The sequence below is a fragment of the Fibrella aquatica genome, assembly GCF_041321135.1.
Lineage (GTDB): Bacteria > Bacteroidota > Bacteroidia > Cytophagales > Spirosomataceae > Fibrella > Fibrella aquatica.
This window is the reverse complement of the sequence record NZ_JBGGWF010000003.1, coordinates 44,456-61,572: the sequence shown is the minus strand read 5'-3', so window position 1 is coordinate 61,572 and position 17,117 is coordinate 44,456. Positions and strand designations below refer to the sequence as shown.

At 50.9% G+C, this 17,117-nt stretch carries 15 protein-coding genes; 5 read left to right on the top strand and 10 right to left on the bottom strand.

The window, feature by feature from the left end:
• Nucleotides 1-1,071, bottom strand: a complete 1,071-nt coding sequence (locus tag ACAW87_RS08165; protein ID WP_370722882.1) for a glycosyltransferase family 4 protein — start codon at nucleotides 1,069-1,071, stop codon at nucleotides 1-3.
• A gap of 257 nt (nucleotides 1,072-1,328) precedes the next feature.
• Between ACAW87_RS08165 and ACAW87_RS08160 the strand changes: the two genes are divergently transcribed.
• Both ACAW87_RS08160 and ACAW87_RS08155 read left to right on the top strand, forming a co-directional pair.
• Nucleotides 1,329-2,384 carry a glycosyltransferase family 4 protein gene (locus ACAW87_RS08160; protein WP_370722881.1) on the top strand — a complete coding sequence of 352 codons (1,056 nt, stop codon included), beginning with the start codon at nucleotides 1,329-1,331 and terminating at the stop codon, nucleotides 2,382-2,384.
• Between the two features lie 75 nt (nucleotides 2,385-2,459).
• The gene (locus tag ACAW87_RS08155) at nucleotides 2,460-4,298 is read left to right on the top strand and encodes an ABC transporter ATP-binding protein (RefSeq protein ID WP_370722880.1); all 1,839 of its coding nucleotides are present in this window, start codon (nucleotides 2,460-2,462) and stop codon (nucleotides 4,296-4,298) included.
• A gap of 5 nt (nucleotides 4,299-4,303) precedes the next feature.
• Here ACAW87_RS08155 and ACAW87_RS08150 read toward each other — a convergent pair whose 3' ends face one another.
• Genes ACAW87_RS08150 through ACAW87_RS08140 form a run of 3 tightly spaced genes read right to left on the bottom strand, consistent with a single transcriptional unit; the run spans nucleotide 4,304 to nucleotide 7,477 of the window.
• The gene (locus tag ACAW87_RS08150; RefSeq protein WP_370722879.1) at nucleotides 4,304-5,584 is read right to left on the bottom strand and encodes a glycosyltransferase family 4 protein; all 1,281 of its coding nucleotides are present in this window, start codon (nucleotides 5,582-5,584) and stop codon (nucleotides 4,304-4,306) included.
• 59 nt (nucleotides 5,585-5,643) lie between these two features.
• The gene (locus tag ACAW87_RS08145; RefSeq protein WP_370722878.1) at nucleotides 5,644-6,294 is read right to left on the bottom strand and encodes a glycosyltransferase; all 651 of its coding nucleotides are present in this window, start codon (nucleotides 6,292-6,294) and stop codon (nucleotides 5,644-5,646) included.
• Complete coding sequence (locus ACAW87_RS08140; RefSeq protein WP_370722877.1) at nucleotides 6,287-7,477, bottom strand: glycosyltransferase family 2 protein; 1,191 nt, start codon at nucleotides 7,475-7,477, stop codon at nucleotides 6,287-6,289. Before ACAW87_RS08140 ends, ACAW87_RS08145 begins: the two co-directional genes overlap by 8 nt.
• Before the next feature lie 367 nt (nucleotides 7,478-7,844).
• Between ACAW87_RS08140 and ACAW87_RS08135 the strand changes: the two genes are divergently transcribed.
• Both ACAW87_RS08135 and ACAW87_RS08130 read left to right on the top strand, forming a co-directional pair.
• Nucleotides 7,845-8,297 carry a DUF6934 family protein gene (locus ACAW87_RS08135; protein WP_370722876.1) on the top strand — a complete coding sequence of 151 codons (453 nt, stop codon included), beginning with the start codon at nucleotides 7,845-7,847 and terminating at the stop codon, nucleotides 8,295-8,297.
• Between the two features lie 13 nt (nucleotides 8,298-8,310).
• On the top strand, nucleotides 8,311-8,457 hold the full coding sequence (locus ACAW87_RS08130) for a hypothetical protein (RefSeq protein ID WP_370722875.1): 147 nt from the start codon (nucleotides 8,311-8,313) through the stop codon (nucleotides 8,455-8,457).
• A gap of 37 nt (nucleotides 8,458-8,494) precedes the next feature.
• On the opposite strand, the gene ACAW87_RS08125 is transcribed toward ACAW87_RS08130, so the two are convergent.
• The 4 genes from ACAW87_RS08125 to ACAW87_RS08110 form a co-directional block, all read right to left on the bottom strand.
• Complete coding sequence (locus ACAW87_RS08125; RefSeq protein WP_370722874.1) at nucleotides 8,495-8,734, bottom strand: hypothetical protein; 240 nt, start codon at nucleotides 8,732-8,734, stop codon at nucleotides 8,495-8,497.
• 139 nt (nucleotides 8,735-8,873) lie between these two features.
• Nucleotides 8,874-9,851: an AAA family ATPase gene (locus ACAW87_RS08120; RefSeq protein ID WP_370722873.1), complete on the bottom strand. Its 978-nt coding sequence runs from the start codon at nucleotides 9,849-9,851 to the stop codon at nucleotides 8,874-8,876.
• A 121-nt stretch (nucleotides 9,852-9,972) separates the two neighbouring features.
• Complete coding sequence (locus ACAW87_RS08115; protein ID WP_370722872.1) at nucleotides 9,973-10,593, bottom strand: DUF4159 domain-containing protein; 621 nt, start codon at nucleotides 10,591-10,593, stop codon at nucleotides 9,973-9,975.
• A gap of 65 nt (nucleotides 10,594-10,658) precedes the next feature.
• Nucleotides 10,659-12,959, bottom strand: coding sequence for a fused MFS/spermidine synthase (locus ACAW87_RS08110; RefSeq protein ID WP_370722871.1), 2,301 nt, complete (start codon nucleotides 12,957-12,959; stop codon nucleotides 10,659-10,661).
• A gap of 313 nt (nucleotides 12,960-13,272) precedes the next feature.
• Between ACAW87_RS08110 and ACAW87_RS08105 the strand changes: the two genes are divergently transcribed.
• Nucleotides 13,273-13,962 (top strand): YetF domain-containing protein, encoded by a 690-nt coding sequence (locus ACAW87_RS08105; RefSeq protein ID WP_370722870.1) that lies wholly within the window; start codon nucleotides 13,273-13,275, stop codon nucleotides 13,960-13,962.
• A gap of 404 nt (nucleotides 13,963-14,366) precedes the next feature.
• Here ACAW87_RS08105 and ACAW87_RS08100 read toward each other — a convergent pair whose 3' ends face one another.
• Together ACAW87_RS08100 and ACAW87_RS08095 are read right to left on the bottom strand one after the other, a co-directional pair.
• Nucleotides 14,367-15,602, bottom strand: a complete 1,236-nt coding sequence (locus ACAW87_RS08100) for a helix-turn-helix domain-containing protein (RefSeq protein ID WP_370722869.1) — start codon at nucleotides 15,600-15,602, stop codon at nucleotides 14,367-14,369.
• A 50-nt stretch (nucleotides 15,603-15,652) separates the two neighbouring features.
• Nucleotides 15,653-17,110 carry a S41 family peptidase gene (locus ACAW87_RS08095; RefSeq protein WP_370722868.1) on the bottom strand — a complete coding sequence of 486 codons (1,458 nt, stop codon included), beginning with the start codon at nucleotides 17,108-17,110 and terminating at the stop codon, nucleotides 15,653-15,655.
• Nucleotides 17,111-17,117: the final 7 nt, after the last annotated feature.

Sequence of the window (17,117 nt, the reverse complement as noted above, 5' to 3'; positions counted from 1 at the left end):
CTAGCTCATCAGTGATTTGTAAACGGCGACGTACTGTCTGGCACTTTCTTCCCAGGTGAAGCGGGCAGCGTGCTGCTTGATGGCTTCGGCTCTGGAGGTTTGCGCATATATGGTCATCCCCTGCTGGTACACCTGTTGCATATGCTCAGCTTCGAAACTCGGAAAGTAAAAAGCGGCGTCTCCCCCAATCTCGGGCAGCGAGGTTGCCGTTGATAAAAAAACGGGCTTCCCAAACTGCATGGCTTCAAGAACGGTCAGCCCGAAACCTTCGGCCAGCGAGGGATGCAGGAACGCCTTGCAATGGGTCAGATACCACGCTTTATCTGATTCCGACACGGTTCCCGGCATGTGAAAGCGCTCACTTACCCCCATGCTCTGTGCTGCCTGCCGCATCTGCTCAACATACGTCCGATCATCTTGATGCCCCACAAGCACCAACTCCAGATCGGGGTTTGACTGAAGGAGCGGCAGCAGGACATGAAAATTCTTTTTCTTGTTCAGGTAGCCGATACCGAGTAAAAACGGGCGGGCAGGCCTGTAAGTACTCAGGTTGGTTACCTGTTCCGGTGCCTTGTTCAGGCCATTATAGATGACGTGGATCGGCGTAGTGCCAACAGCGCAATGAGCCAGTACATCGTTTCTGGTCGATTCGGAAATACAGACAACCGCATCGCTCCGATCAATCAGCGATTGGGTATGCGCTAGGCTTTTTGCCTGTTCGGCCGCTGGTTTGCCTTCGTGCAGTACGTTCAAATCATGAACGGTTAACACAACTTTAATGCCGGGATAGCGTTTCTTTTCTGGCAGAATACGCCCCGATTGAAAGGGAGCATGCCACACCTGGCAATCGTTCAGGAACGGCCGCACTAGTTTATGCCAACGTTTTTCTACTACGTGATACGGCTCTACAGACAGGGATAGTTTGGGTTGGCGTGGCAGATACATCTGCATCGATGGCTGGGATTCGGCCTCCAGTAACCGATTGACATGATCGCCGAGTTGCTGGCAATAATGATACAACCCGGAATGTGGATACTTCATCAGGTTGCAATCCAATATAATACGAGACATACGTTGAGATAGCAGATTTGTCGACTACAAATCCAGATTTACTGGCAATAAACGCAACAATATCAGGCACTAACCTGTATTCTATTTTAGAAAAATAAATTAACGGCGGCCTCTTCCAACCTTTATACCGCTTTCTAGACTCATCTCCAGAGACAAACTATACTTATTGAACTCCGGGAGGCGCCCATTTATTTTTTCGCTACACTCGTTTCCATCTTTTCAATTACGCTTGTCCATGTATCAACGTTATTTTAATCATGAACCAAATCATCTTCGACTGCGAGCGGATGAAGTACGCCAATACGGGTCTGTACTACTTCTGCCTCAATTTGGGAAGCGCCCTTGCGCAGCAGAGTAAACAGGAGAATCTGTCGGTTTATCTGCCCAGCCACTTGCCAGCTATCTTTGGGCCGTCGGTACCTGTGTTGCCTCAGCAATCGTTGCAGAAGTTCTTCATGCCCTCTTTGAGCAAGTATCAGTTATGGCATAGCACGTATCAGAACTCCAACTATTTACCCCGTCGAAACAGGAAAATCAAGGTGTTGTTGACCATCCACGACCTGAATTTCCTGTACGAGAACAAATCGGACTGCAAAAAAGCCAAGTACCTGACTCATCTACAAAAGAACATCGACCGTAGCGACGCGATTGTTTGCATCTCTGAGTTCACCCGCAACGATGTGCTCACCTACTGTAAGGTTGGCAGCCGGCCCGTTCACGTGATTTATAACGGCACGAATGGATTGACGAAACCTACCCTAAAAGAGAATTCGTACCGTCCGGAGGTGCCTTTTCTGTTCAACATCGGGGTGATTGCGCCCAAAAAGAATCAGCACCAGATCTTGCCCCTCCTGCAAAGTAACCCCCGTATGGAGTTGATTCTGGCGGGTCGGCACGAAGACAAATCATACGCCAATTACATTCGGCAGCAGGCACTTGAGCTGAACGTAGACCAGCGGACTCACCTGATCAATGAAGTGACGGAAGGCGAAAAATCCTGGTATTACCACAACTGCCAGGCCTTTGTGATGCCGTCGATGGCCGAGGGGTTTGGCCTACCCATTACCGAAGCCATGTCGGTGGGTAAACCCGTATTCTTGTCGAAACATACGGCGATGACAGAGATCGGTAAAGACCTGGCCTTTTACTTTCAGGATTTCAACAACATGGATACCGATTTTCAGGCCGGTATGTCGCACTACAACCAGGCCGGTAACCGGATCAAGGAAGCAATGAAAGCCTACAGTGCGACGTTCAACTGGGAAGAAGCAGCCCGAAAATACATGAACGTTTACCGGTCTATGCTCGGGTAGACCACCAGTGAGAATGCAGGTTACCCATCTGGCTCAGACGTGAACAGATGGACTTATTCACATGATACTCAACGAATGAACGTATATAAACGGCTAATGGCGTTTGCCAAGCCTTATGGAAAATTTATTATCCCCTTCTTTCTGTTTACCCTTGTCAGCGTGTTTTTCAACGTCTTTCAGTTCGCGTTGATCATTCCGCTGCTCAATTTCCTGTTCGACCCGATCAACACCGCCGATACGGCCAAGTATGCATCGATGCCGGAGTTGACACTATCCGGGACTTACTTCAAGGATATCTTCTACCACCTGATTTACCACTTCAAAACGACCAACCCTGTTCACGCCCTGTATTTTCTGGCAGGCATGATCGTGGTAGCGGTGGTGATGACCAACCTGTTCCGGTTTCTGGCTCAGCAGTGTCTGTTGGGCGCTCGCACGCTACTGGTGAAACGGCTGCGGGAGGCGCTCTTTGCCAAGATCAACAACCTACACCTGGGTTATTTTACCAAAGAACATAAAGGTGATCTGCTCTCCCGGCTCAACGGCGATGTGTATGCCATTGAAAGCGTAGCGGCCAGTTCAATTGAAGTTATCTTCAAAGAGCCTTATATGCTGATCGGCTATTTTGTGGCGCTCTTCCTGATTTCGTCTAAGCTGATGCTGTTTACGCTGGTCATTATTCCCGTGTCGGCGGTTGGCATTGCGGCCGTTACCAAGCGACTGAAAAAGGAGGCCAAAGACGTTCAGTCGTCTATGGGGCGCATGCTCACGCTGATGGACGAAACGCTGATGGGTATGCGGATCATTCGCTCTTTCAACGCTACGCCCTTTGTGCTTCACCGATTTAGCCTCGAAAATGATTTTCACCGTAAGGCGAGTCTGGAAGGATTCAAACGGCGGGAGTTGGCTCCTGCTTTTTCCGAGGCATCGGGGGTTTTCGTGGTGGCCTGTATTCTGGTCTACGGAGGTAGCCTGGTACTCAACAGCGAAAGCAACTTACAGGCCAGTTCATTCATTGCGTTCATCGCCATCTTCTCGCAGGTGATTCGGCCCGCCAAAGCGATTGTGGTCGCTATGACCAATATCCAGCAGGGACAAGCGGCCGGTGAGCGTATTCTGGAACTGCTCGACAAACCAGTCGACATTGAAGACAAGCCGGATGCCATTGAGCTGAAACAGTTTCAGCAGCGCGTTGTTTTTGAGAACGTTAGCTTCCAGTACGGCGACAAACCCGTGCTTAGACATGTCAGCTTCGAGATGGAGAAAGGGCGGAAAATTGCGCTCGTTGGTCCGTCGGGCGTTGGTAAATCAACCATTGCCGATTTGATTCCCCGCTTTTATGAACCCACGCAGGGCCGCGTCACCATTGATGGTATCGACGTCAGCGACTATACCATGGAATCGCTGCGTCGGCAGATGAGCTTCGTTACGCAGGAGATCATTTTGTTCAATGACACCATCTTCAACAACATTGCGCTGGGTCAGCCCAATGCCCGTCTGGAAGATGTTATTGCGGCCGCCAAAGTGGCCAATGCCCACTCATTCATCATAGAAACCGAAGACGGGTACAACACCAACATTGGCGATCGGGGCGTACGGCTGAGTGGCGGGCAACGGCAGCGGCTGAGTATTGCCCGTGCCGTATTCAAGCAACCCTCGATTCTGATCCTCGACGAAGCCACGTCAGCGTTGGACGTCGAGTCAGAAAAGTCGGTTCAGGAGGCACTCAACAACCTCATGGAAGGCCGTACCACGCTTGTGATTGCCCACCGGCTAAGTACCATCAAGGAAGCCGACGAAATTCTGATCATGGAAGGCGGCGAGATTGTGGAACGGGGCAATCACTACGAGCTGTTAAACCGCGACAACAGCGTTTACAAACGACTGAATAACATGCAGGAGGTTTTTCATTAGCCAACTCACCCGGCAACGTACCTGACGGCCGCGTCGAATTTGGCCAACACGGTTTCCCAGGTATAATACTGGTCAACGTAGGCGCGCCCCCTGGCAGCCATTTCCGACGAATCCTGTGTCAGAAGCTGCTCAACGGCTGTCTCAAAATCCTCGTAGCTTCGAAACAGGAGTCCTGCCTGACTACCGACGATATGGTCGTGCAAAACGGCACATTCATCGGTGGCAATGACGGGAATACCCATCGCGAAACTTTCCAGCGTCACCATCGACAGACTTTCGTAGGGCGATGGCATAACGAGTGCTTTCGCCCCTTTGAGCAGCGTCGCTTTTACCGGTTCGTCTACAAATCCAACCGGAAGCAGATCGGGATGTTCCGGAATGGGCATGAATGCCTGCCCGATCAGCACCAGTTTCAGCGATGACGGATGGGCGGCTTTATAGCGAATGAAAAAATCGAACATCGTGTCGCAGCCCTTCGCCGTATCGATCCGTCCGATATACACAAGGTAGTTAACTTCCTGCCCGGCTACCGATTCGGCTGTACCTGCGCGTAACGTACCTGAAACGCTGGCCGCCAATAGCTCACCGGCCGATTGGTCAGACAAGACGTTGGCCCGTTCGATTCCCACTCCCACCACATCATTACGGATCGATTCATTCCGGAAAAGCTGGTGAACAAAGGTTCGTTCGGCCGGGGTTAGAAACAGAATGGCGCGGGGTTTCTGAAAGAGCGGCGGAAAAACAGGCAGATAAATCGGCACCTCATCGTGGGCCGTCGGGATGAAAATCGACTTGTGAGGCGCTACGTTCAGGCCCGCTATAGTGGGAAAGTACAGGTACGTGATGAAGATCAGGGCATCATACTGCTGGTGGTTTTGTTTCAGGTAATCGATGAGGTCAGGTGTGTAAGGCCCCTGATACCGGGCCCATAATTGGCTGTATCGTCGAACACTTTTACCAACCAGTGCCCGAGCCCACATCCTGAGCCGCCCCAATCCCTTCCATTCTTCCGGCCGCGACCATTTTTTGAGTTTGTGTTCAGCCCGCGACGCTTCTTTGACCAGCCGTTCGTGTTTGGTGGCAAACCGATGCACCCGAACGCCATTGATCACTACAGTTTCGGGCTCATACCAGTTGGCCCAGGTAATGTATTCCAGTGCACAACTGGTTAGTACGTCAACCTCGTAGGTGGCAGACAGCCGTTCGGCCATGAGCCGACAGTAGTACTCGGCCCCTCCGTTGACCTCTACGCCGTAGCGTTGCACAACAAAAGCAATTTTTTTCATACGTTAGAGTTGGTCAATAATGGTCGGCTTTCCGTTTTTCAAACCGGCCTGAATCTGGTTCATTCCAGTGTTCGGTAAAAGTCATTCTGCTCTTTCTGCCGGTCAATTTCCTTTAGGTGTAGCAAACACAGATCATCGGTGTCGGCGGGTATAAAATGACAGTGTTGATACCCTTCCAATTCTTCGTGAACTTTGTTTTTCCAGCGTATCTGTTGATTTAACTTAAAGACACGTACCTGATAATCAGGATAATTAATCCTACCCCGCTCGTCTACCTGCCATTGCCACGCGGCTATCCACGCCGGCGTTAGCCCCCTGACCAGGTTGATCCGGGGTACAGCCAGGCAATCGGCTTGTGCGTTTTTTCGCAGTATCTCTTTCAGCGAACCCAGTAACGTTTCAGTCGGCATTTCGTCGGCATCGAGTTGGAAGAGGTAATCGCCCGACGCCATGTGCAGCAGGTTATTTTTGAACGTAGCAAAATCACCGTTCAGCGCTGCCGATCTGTATTCAATTTTATGTCGATACCGATTCAGTACATCGGTAACCCATTCGTGGGGCCGGGTACTGTCTTGCAAGACCACAATCTGGTCGTACGGATCTTTGTGGAGTAGTAAAAAAAGAAGCAGCCGCTCCAACTCCGCGACTTCGTTGCAGACAGTAATTCCATATGATAATCGAATTCGCCGGGGAAATAACGAGTCAAACATAGGTCAGCTTCTTGTGGATCAGTTTCGTCTCAAAGGTGGTTGGGTCAATGATCCGGATGCGGTATCCCTGCCACGTAACTACCGGGAACAGACGTCGCCATTGTCGTTTCCAGAACGACTGCCGTTTGTTGATCCGGTGATGGATTATCGCCGACAGAAACGCAATCTGTTGACGCTGTTCTGAGTTGGCTTTACCGGCATTCAGCGCAACCAGAATGCCATTGGTTGGCTTTGTGGTCAATGGTTTTATTTTTTCAGACAGGTCGATACGGGTATGCGGTTGCTCCTGCTTAACATACGACCTGGCATCCATATCGGTATAGACGGTCGACACCCAGGGTTCCAGTTCGCGCAACGTATCTACATCACCGTTCGTTAAAATCAGGCCAATATCATAGGTATGCCGGATAGTCGCGTTGTTGGCAAAACCCCACTTACGCACGAAATTTCGCCGCGATTGATGCTCGATTTGTGCGGTTCGGTTTGCGTATTCGTCTGAAAACCGGGATGTTTTGCTCACGAAATGGTAGCACAACGCATTGGGCGCCACGTACATCGCTACCCCTTTCAGGCCAAGCCGCAAGAGCAAATCATCATCTTCGCAGAACATGGGGTTAAACAAGGGGTCTAATCCTCCCAGCTCGTGCAGCAAACTCCGTGATGCAGACAGAAAGAAAACGCCTTTGTCGGTAGCGATTGCCGTTTGCCCCGACCGGTTATTGCGCTGACATTCGGCGGCGGCAAACTGAAAAAAGGCCGACAGCTGAAAGGTGTCGACATCACTCCCAAAATCTTGAACAATTTTCCCCGGTCTTGGATCATCTTTGAAGATAGGGGGCTCAACGGTAGTGTAAAAAATCACCCGTTGTGGCGTTTGTACCGCTGTTAGTTCCTCTATAAAACCAGGTGCCAGCACCATGTCATTATGGGCAAAGATGACATAGTCGGAGGTGGCCAGTTCGATACACTTGTTATAGGTGTCAGACAAGGTGCGCTCCCGGTCTTCGACATAATACCTAACGTGGCTGTCGTGAAGGGAGGCAAGCCATTGGTGTGTTCCGTCGGTACTGTTGAAACTAACAAAGACAATCTCGATGGTTGGATACAGCGAGCGCGTCTGACTATAGAAGTACTGCGAATAAGCCAGATTATTTTTTAAGCCAACCAACAAGGAGAATGTCATATCTCCATCATTACCCATATGATCTATATACCTTAATCCATAAATACAGGCAAAGGTCACGAAAATCACCTATACACCCACTTTTTAAACGGGCCAAACAAGCCTTTCCGTATCCTTAGGCTAGTATCGAGTACGTCAAATACAGGTACGTAGTATCACGAAGGTGTTGTCTTCTTCGATCGGATTAGCCTCTCGGAGCGGCTTCGTAAAAGGATTTTATCATACCTCTTCTTATTTTCTTGTCAGCAAAGTAATTCTTGAAAAGTGACACGGGCTGTCACAAATGATTTTGGTTACTAATGATTCCTTGATTCGTCTTCTATAACCTAACCGGAAGCATACACCCGCCACTCATTGCGATTCGTTTATGACCCACCCTTTTTATCAATTCACCTCATCAGTCGAAGCACTTCGATACGAGTTTATCAGTGTTGGTAAGCAGAGTATTCCTAAAGTAGTCATCTTCACTATGACAGAGTTGCCTGGCATCTATTCGCTTACGTTGGCAAACCTGCTTCCAGACGGTTCGTTAGATGATATGACAATCAACGACAACGGGGACATGGAAACGATTCTGGCTACTGTTCTGCAATGCATGAATACGTTCCTTGACCAAAACCCAGAGGCAATTATCGCTTTTTCAGGTAGCAGTATGGCGCGCACCCGTCTATATCGCATAGCAATTGCCCGCGAACTAGAGGAGGCTACGAGCCGTTTCAATATTTGGGGACTTACTCAGGAAGCTGTTGAGCCATTTACCCCTAACAAGGCCTATGAAGGCTTTCTGATTTCGTTGAAAAGTGTTAACATTGTTCAGTAATCGCATAGTAGCCATGACGCCAAATACTAGTATTAAAGAAAAGCCTAGCCCGAAAAAAACGGGTCGGTACGCTACTGCTGACGAAGCCGCTACGGTTAAAAATGCGCCACTCGTTGCGCTACTTAAAAAGCTGACAGTGAAAGTTGTCCCTGCTTCGTAACACGCCAACAGATTGTCACAGGCCGAGTTTCGACTCTTCATAATTCATAGTCTTTCAATCTTCCAGTCAAATAATCCCTGAACTCGTCGGGGCTGTCGATACGTACCTGACCGGGTAGGCCGAGCACGAACCGGCCGAGGCCAACCCAGCTACGTACCTGACCGTGGTACCGATACGGAAAGTCAGCATCGCCGGGGTTAGGGCTCGTATTGGGGCGGGTAAGTGGGTAATCTTCCGTTAATAGGTGATAGGCCTGATAGGTCAGTCGCAACGCCACTATTTTTGGGTCGCCCGGCCAGTTGAAGGCATCCCGACGTCTTTTTTGTCATCCCGACCGGTCCGCCGGTGCTGTCAGGATGACAAAAAAGACGTCGGGATCACTAGAAATGCACTACTCACCAATCGCCCTTCACCCCTCACCCCTTCATCTGCTTCACAATCTCACCAATCACGTTATCGGTAGTAACTCCTTCTGAATCAGCGCGGAAGTTAAGGGCGATGCGGTGGCGGAGAACGGGATAAGCCAGCGTCTCGATGTCTTCGGGAATGACCGAAAAGCGTTCGTTCAGCACCGCGCGGGCTTTGGCGCAGAGAATCAGGGCCTGTCCGGCGCGGGGTCCAGCCCCCCAGTCGCACCATTGTTTGACGAACGGCACCGGGCTGTCGGCCGGGCGCGACGAACGGACGATCTTGTTGACGTAGGCGAGCAGTTCGTCGGAGATAAATACTTGCCGGGTCAGCGTTTGCAGGTCGGCTACGTCGGCGTCGCTCAGGATTGTCGAGAGCGTAGGGCGTTCGGTGCCGGTAGTGGCGCGGAGTACAGCCAGCTCTTCCTGTTCCGACGGGTAACCCAGGCGGATGTAGAGCAGAAAGCGGTCGAGTTGGGCCTCGGGAAGTGGGTACGTTCCGGCCTGCTCGATCGGGTTTTGGGTGGCAATGATCAGGAACGGTTTCGGCAGCGGATAATCGGCCCCGGCATAGGTGACTTTATACTCCTGCATGGCTTCCAGCAGGGCCGCCTGCGTTTTAGGCGGTGTTCGGTTGATCTCATCGGCCAGTACTACGTTAGCGAAGATGGGACCTTTGTTGAATTGGAAGAACTTCTTGCCCGTGTTATGGTCTTCTTCCAGCACTTCGGTGCCCACAATGTCGCCGGGCATCAGATCGGGCGTGAACTGAATCCGCTTAAACGACATGCTCAGCGTCTTGGCCAGGGTACTGACCAGCAGCGTTTTGGCCAAACCCGGCACACCTTCCAACAGGCAGTGCCCACCAGCCAGCAGGGTGATCAATACCTCGTCGATGGCCTCTTCCTGACCGATGATGACTTTACCAATCTCCGCCTTCAGCAGGGGCAGCCTGGCAACCAGTGATTTGTAGTGTGTTGTATTCATAGATGAGGGAGGAAGGAAGAAAGGGAGGAAGGAGGAAAGGGAGCTTCGCTCAATCAACAGACATACTTAATTGAGCGAAGCTCCCTTTCCTCCTTCCTCCCTTTCTTCCCTTTCCTCCTTTTTAAGCGCCCGTCAGCGCGTGAACCACAATATTGACCCCGAACTTGGTGTTGTCTTCGGCCAGAAAGCGTTTGTTGCGGAAATCGTAATCCCATTCGCAACCGTAGTCTTTATTACTGTACAGCACCCCAATACGGCCGTTGACCATGATGGCTTTCAGGTAGTCGTGCACCAGGTCGTCGCCCCAGCCATTCAACTCAAATGAGGTAGTGGGTGGACCATCGGGGAACCAGAAAAACGCTTTGTATAGGGGGTGATTGTTTGGAATCTTCTGCAATGCTTTCGGCCCAAACGTACGGGCCATTTCCTGCTCAAATGACTTGGCAAACAGCCCGTCGATGTCGTGGTTACAGTCGTCGACGAAGACGAAGCCACCGTTCTGGACGTAGCGCTTGAAGTGGTCGCGCTCGGCGGCCGAAAACTCGACTAGTTTATGCCCACTGAGGTAGCAAAACGGGCTTCGAAACAGGTCATTGCTATTGAGTTGTACCACGCGCTCTTTTTCATCAACCGGAATGGTCGTGTACTCAATGAGCGAGTGCAAGATGTTGGCGGGCATCCGCTGGTCGGTATCCCAGTCGCCGGAGGTATATTGGATGCGGGTGAAGATGAAGGGTTTCACTCAGCCAATATACACAAAAAGGTATCGATTGGGCATTTAAACCGACGATTCGCGATAAAATACAGTTAATCAAAGGCTAACTTATCTTTTCCCCGCACGGTGTACTCATCTTTGGGAAACAGATCGGTGTTGATTTCCTGAGGCGTTGTCTTTAGGGCAGATAGCAGGGCCAGGTTTGGTTTGTAGTGCGCCAGTATAGCCTGAATATCGATGCCCGACCGCCGGTAGTGTCGCTGACTAAAGACACTCGCCGCACGCTTGTCGATACTTGTCCAATCGAGCATAATCGGCTGGTTACTACCAATTAAAACCAGCTTATCGCAGTAGGCCACGTATGGAAAAACCAGTCGAAAGGTATTCAGTACCCGAACGGTTGGGCACCAGGTCACGGCCAGTCCATTTGTAGCTAACCGCGACCGGATCAGCTCGAAATATTCTCTCGAATAGATGTTCCCGGAAAAGGCCGACGACGGGCGCAGGGCATCCGCCTCAATCACATCGTAGCGCGTCACCTGATTGCGAATGGCATAGCGACCATCCCGAAAAATGAGTCGTAACCGTGGATCGTTCAATACGGCACTAATGGCTGTGTCACCCGTTTTGGCGGCATAATCGGCCAGCACCAGCCCCTGATTACTGGCAATCTCGAAGCAATCGATTCGCTTGGTTTCAGCCCGTCCGGCCATGCCGTTTACGGTACCGGCCGAGCCCAGCCCGATTACAGCTACCTGCCGGGGGTTGGGATGAATCATGACGGGCAAGGCCCCCAACAGGGTATGCACTTCGTCGTGGTTAAATGGCATCTCACTCTGTCCCAACCCATTCACAAACACCCTACCCGTTTTCAGATCTGGGCTGAGCTTAATGACCGATACCGCCGATTCATTTTCGTGAAACAGAAACTGACTCGCTGATGGCACACCATTAATAACTTGCCAGAACCGGTCGTTGGTCGGAATAAATGCCAACGCGCCCCCCACCACACCGGCGGCTAGTAGCGTGGGCATAAGCGCCCAGTATCGCCGCATGAACAATAGCGTCAGGTAAATTAGGCTGAACACGGCAATGCCTTTAAGCAAAACAGCCGTTCCCAGCGTGGGGAAGCCGATCCAGGTGGTAGCCCAGGCCCCCAACGCCGATCCCACAATGTTGATAAACTGTAACCAGCCCACTTTGCGCCCCACCTCGCTATAAGCCGTTTGAATAAGCGATTGCGACAGAGAAAAGCTGAGGCCCATCAGAAACGTAGGCACGAACAACAAAAACAATGGAACAGCGCCGTAGATGTAGAGGCTGATCTGCCAGCCAATCGTCGGCTCGTAGCTGCCAAAATAATCCCACAGAAAATTCAGGGCGGGCACCCGATTGATGAAGCTAATAAACAACGCCATCGATACCGCCGTATATCCGTAGAGTACCACCTGCGCTATCAGAAAAGCCCGCTCGCGCCAGGCCTGTGTTCGGCCAGCCGCCGGTCTGCACAGGTACGTGCCAACGGCTGTTCCAATAGCCATAGACCCCAGGTAAATGGCCAGTAACACGGCAAACGTAACCGACACCGATTTGATGAGCGTTTCCAGAATGCGAAACCAGATCAGTTCAAGCGATAGCGCCGCGAAACCCGACAACGCATATTGTACCGACCAGGCGGTTAATGCGGGCGTAAATGACAACGGACTGGCGGCAACTTCCTCCGTTTGCACAGTATCGGCAACGGAATGTGTTTGCCAACGCGCCAGCAGTAAGGCCGACACTACACAAAGCCCGTTACAGGCAGCGCCCACCCAAAGAGCATGGTCGTAGCCCATTTGTCGAACCAGCACAAAGCCCGTCACCAGTGCTCCGAAGGCCGCACCCAGCGTATTCACGAAGTAAAGCAGGCTGATGTACCGGGCCTGTTCGCCCATGTCGCCAAACCGGAATGCCCGCGACAACACCGGTAGCGACATACCCATCAGAAAAGTAGGCACCACCAGCACGCCAAAAATGACCGCGTAAAGTAGCAGAGGTACGTTGCCCAGCGACGGTACCGAAGCGTAGAGCAGGTCGTAGAGAATGTACTTACTGCAGAGGGCAAACAACATAATGCCCAGTTCGGCCCCTACAAAATAACGCAGGTTGGCCAATGCCGATGACCGATCGGCCAACCGTCCGCCCGCCAGATAACCAATACCGAGCCCGGTCATGAAAGCGGTTACAATCAGGCTGACGCTAACCGTGTCTGAACCAGTGTAGAACACCAGTAGCCGTTGCCAGATAATTTGATACAACAGGGCCGCGAAGCCAGAGACAAAAAACAGAAACAGCAGACCGAACACAGAGAAAGACTGTCTGAAACGGCTGCCAACGGGTAGCGAGTGGGTCATAAAAACAGAATTGGCCGGAAAAATACGAACCGGGCAAGTCTGAACAAGTACTTATCACTAAAGCAATTACCGGATGTTGAGGGATTTATTACCGCATAAGCAACCACCAGGAACAAGTTAGTGCCGGAATCATTTTGCTAAACGAAAGTTTTCTGAAAAATTATCAGACTATTTTCAAATAGTGCAACTTTTCGGGTACTAACATCGTTTTACCCTTAACTATCGCATAAAGCCTGTCAGCATACGCCGACAGGCTTTTTTGTTTATGTCCCGGCTCGGCTAATCTGATCGGGGAACTAGCTCAACGTTTTTCATGAAAGAACCTGTCTCGCCCTTCGATTGGCAACGAATGTGGCTGCACGATTACCCGCCAACGTACCTGGGCGAAGTGGCTCTGCGTACCGTAGTCATGTTTGTGGTTATTCTCACGGCGCTGACTGTTTCGGGCAAACGGGAGGTACGCCAATTGTCTGTCTACGAACTGGTCTTGCTGATTGGCCTCGGCTCGGCTGCGGGCGACCCCATGTTTTACGATGACGTACCTCTTGCAGCGGCGATTACCGTCTTCGTAGTGGTCATGATTTGTTACAAGTTCATCACCCGCCTCAGCGATCGTAACAAACTTGTTCGCAATAAACTGGAAGGCGTACCTGTCTATGTCATCGAAGATGGACGTATTCTGACCCATAATTTCAACGATGAAGACCTGGGTAAAGACGAGCTTTTTGTTGATCTTCGGCAGGCAGGTATCGAGCAATTGGGGGAAGTTCGGATTGCCATCTTGGAGCCCAACGGTCAGCTAAGCCTGTACAAGCAACCCGACGATCAGATTAAACCGGGCTTACCCATTTTACCTAAAGCCCTTGCCGACTACACAAAACACATCCTGACGGCCGCCAACTATGCCTGTACGGAATGTGGTCATACGCAACCCATGCAACCCGATCAGGACATTACCTGCCCCAACTGCCAGAAGCAAGCCTGGGTGAAAGCGCAGAAATAGAAAACTATTTCGAAAAATTATCGGACTATTTTCAAGCCGTGAAACCTTTTGCCTTCTGCTGTGGTTTTACCCATAACTATCACAGAAAGCCCGTCAGCATCACGCCGACGGGCTTTTTTCGTTTTGTCTTAGCCGCATCAGAGAGCACTATTTACTCATTGAAGTTGCTGCTTGGTTTGGTCAACCAATCGCGTAAATGCGCTTTCAAGCTCCCCCCCTTTTTTTAGACCGGTGACCAAAACAAAGCAGCTGTTTGGCCGACTTGATGCAGCATCGAAAATTTTCCGAAAAATTATCAGACTATGTTCAAAGGCTGAAACTTTTAGCCCCCTTTCATGGTTTTACCCATAACTATCACAGAAAGCCCGTCAGCATCATGCCGACGGGCTTTCTTCGTTTTTAGCCTATGCCTCGGTATACTCTTTGGGCGACGTACCCGTAAACTTCTTGAAGGCGCGGTTGAACGTGGCTTTTGAGTTGAAACCACAATCGAGTGCGAGGCCCAGAAAACTCAGGTGCGCATTGGCTGGGTCACGTACTTGCCGCTTGAACTCATCGACGCGATATGCATTCACAAAATCGTTAAAGTTCTTGCCCGCCCCTACGTTGATCACCTGCGAAAGTATGACGGGGTTGGTGTGCATCCGGCGGGCCAGATCGGGAAGGGCTAAGTCGGGTTCGAGATACGGTTTCTCATCTGCCATGTAGGCTAACAACGCCGATATCCGTTCGGGCAAATCGGTCAGTGTGAGCGTTGGTTTGACCGCTTCATCTGTTCGGCCCACTTCAGCTATCTGTTCACGATCAGGTACGTTCCCCGATTCAACAACTAGTGGGGCTAGTGCAGGAGCATCCACTCGGGGTACGTTGTCAACCAGTTCATTCGCCACCTTTTCAGGCCTGAATGTCAATTTCTTAGACAACTGTGCCTGCGCATAGCCTTCGATGCCCACGTAATAAATCAGCACGACGCCGGCCAAATTTCCCCACCAATCCTGCCAGAAAGAAAGATCGAGCCATATATCAACGAGCGTGACGATCAGGCTAAATGAGGCGGTAACAACCAGGGCTATCAGGAAATTACGATACCAGCGAAAGCTGATGGTATCGGTTTCCGAAAATTGGTGCTTGATCCATTGTCGATAGCCCCGGTACAGTTGAAAAGACAGGTACAGATAGAGGTATTGCTGTGCGAGTAGCACGATAAATTCGATGTTACCAATCTGAAGCGGGTTATGTACGTTGGTTTCCCACTGCTGTACAAAAGCCGCCCCCTGGGCAAACACTGTGACATGATACACCCAGTGAATAACAAACGGCAACGCATGCCAGCCATCACGGAGCCGAAATCGAAAGGTAGAATCGAACTGACTCTTCAGGTAGAAATAAATCAGCGGCCCCAGCAGATAGCCCAAATCGCGGGGAAAAAACTCCATTTGCCGCCACAGGATCTCGATGCCGCCAAAGCCGAGCATATACACCCAAATCTCGAAGCACAGGGCCACAAGTACCCCCGCCAATAGTTTATCCGATAGCCGCTCTTCGCGGTACCCCCTGACCAACAGCAGAATAGCATATAGCCAACCCTGTATGAAGCCAAACAGCAGCGGCGTTGAATACACCGAAAAATAGAACGTCATAATGAATATCCAGGGAGATTTACCAGACAGTTACGGTTAGCGTATTAGACTTATTTTTTGCGGGCTATCAGCGTTTTTACCTGATCAATTTCCTGGTCCGTTCCCTGCATCAGGGCGTCTACCGTTGGCCTAACGTACACATCGGGGGCTAAACCGGCGTTGGGTCGTTTGGCCGCTTCGGCATAATTCATACCAATCAACGGCACGTCTACCTCAATGCCGGTATTAGGCAACTTCATAAAAAATAACGCTCCCGCCGTGATTCCTTTCTGGTTGCCACCCGTTGTCTGCCCCACCAACGTTGCCAGTTTGTGTTCCTTCATCGCCGTGACAAATTGCCAGGCTGCCGAACTGTTGGTAGCACTCGTCAGCAGAAAAACCCGGCCCGTGAGGTGATTCGGATGCGGCTCTATCCGGCGGGCACCACTCCCCTTTTTTGCCCGATATTGCCCACTCGGTAACCGATCGAAATCGGCGGTGTTACGGTACCGATACGAGTAAGCCCACTGATTATCAATATACGGACTTAGGGTTGAGTCGATGCTGACATAAGCCCAACAGTCCTGCTGCTCGTTGATCTCGATGGGGCTTGTGATCAGGTGCCGAATGAGTTGATGCCCCATTTTGGAATCGCCGCCTTCGTTCTGGCGAATATCGATGATGAGGTTCTGCCCGTTTTTCTGGTTAAAGTCCTTAACCGCCGCGTCGTAGAATGTGCTGAAATCAAATGTGTTGTCCCAATTGGCAAACGTATTGATCTGCAAAACGGCGGTTTCAGTATCGAGCCAATTGAAACGCCCCGGCACCCGTTTTGGCAGTGTGTATTTGGCGGTAATCAGTGCATCCCGGTCTGTGTGTTTCAGCGCATCGACCCGAGTGGTAACGTTCTTCTTACTGCCCGGATTAGTCATGGTCAGCGTAAAGTCAGGTACGTTGCCGGGGAATAGCAACGGGAGAAGTACGTCGAAATACTCGTATCGCTGGCCACTGATTTCCAGCAGTTTCAGTCGTTTTCCGTCGTTGTTCCCATCAGCCCGAACCAGCGGCAACATTGTCTGAATGATGGTTTTAACGGGCACGCCATTGATCGTACGAATGTCGGAGCCGACGGGTACGTTGTCAGCCGCACTTCGGGTCACGATCAGCCGGTTATCCACTAACCTGAACTGAAATGGCAGACAGTTTTTCTGCTCGAACATCGCCTTCACATCACCTTCCTGATTGTAGAAGTTGGGGTACGAATGGCCGCATTGTAGCTGAGCAGTCAGTTTCATGATGGCCAGGTACGTGGCCGGCAGTGTCTGATCGTTGCTCAGCGTATTTCGGCAGTCGGCAAAATAGCGGTTAACGGTGGCTGAATCCGCGTATTTATAGAGGCCTGGATGCAGAGATTTATAGGCTTTTTCGAGGATAATAAAATCAGACTGAAGTTGCTGGGCGGTGAATCGTTTTTGGGCCGAAAGGACCTGTATAATCAATAAAAAGGCAATCACGTGAAAAAGTCGCATGATAGGA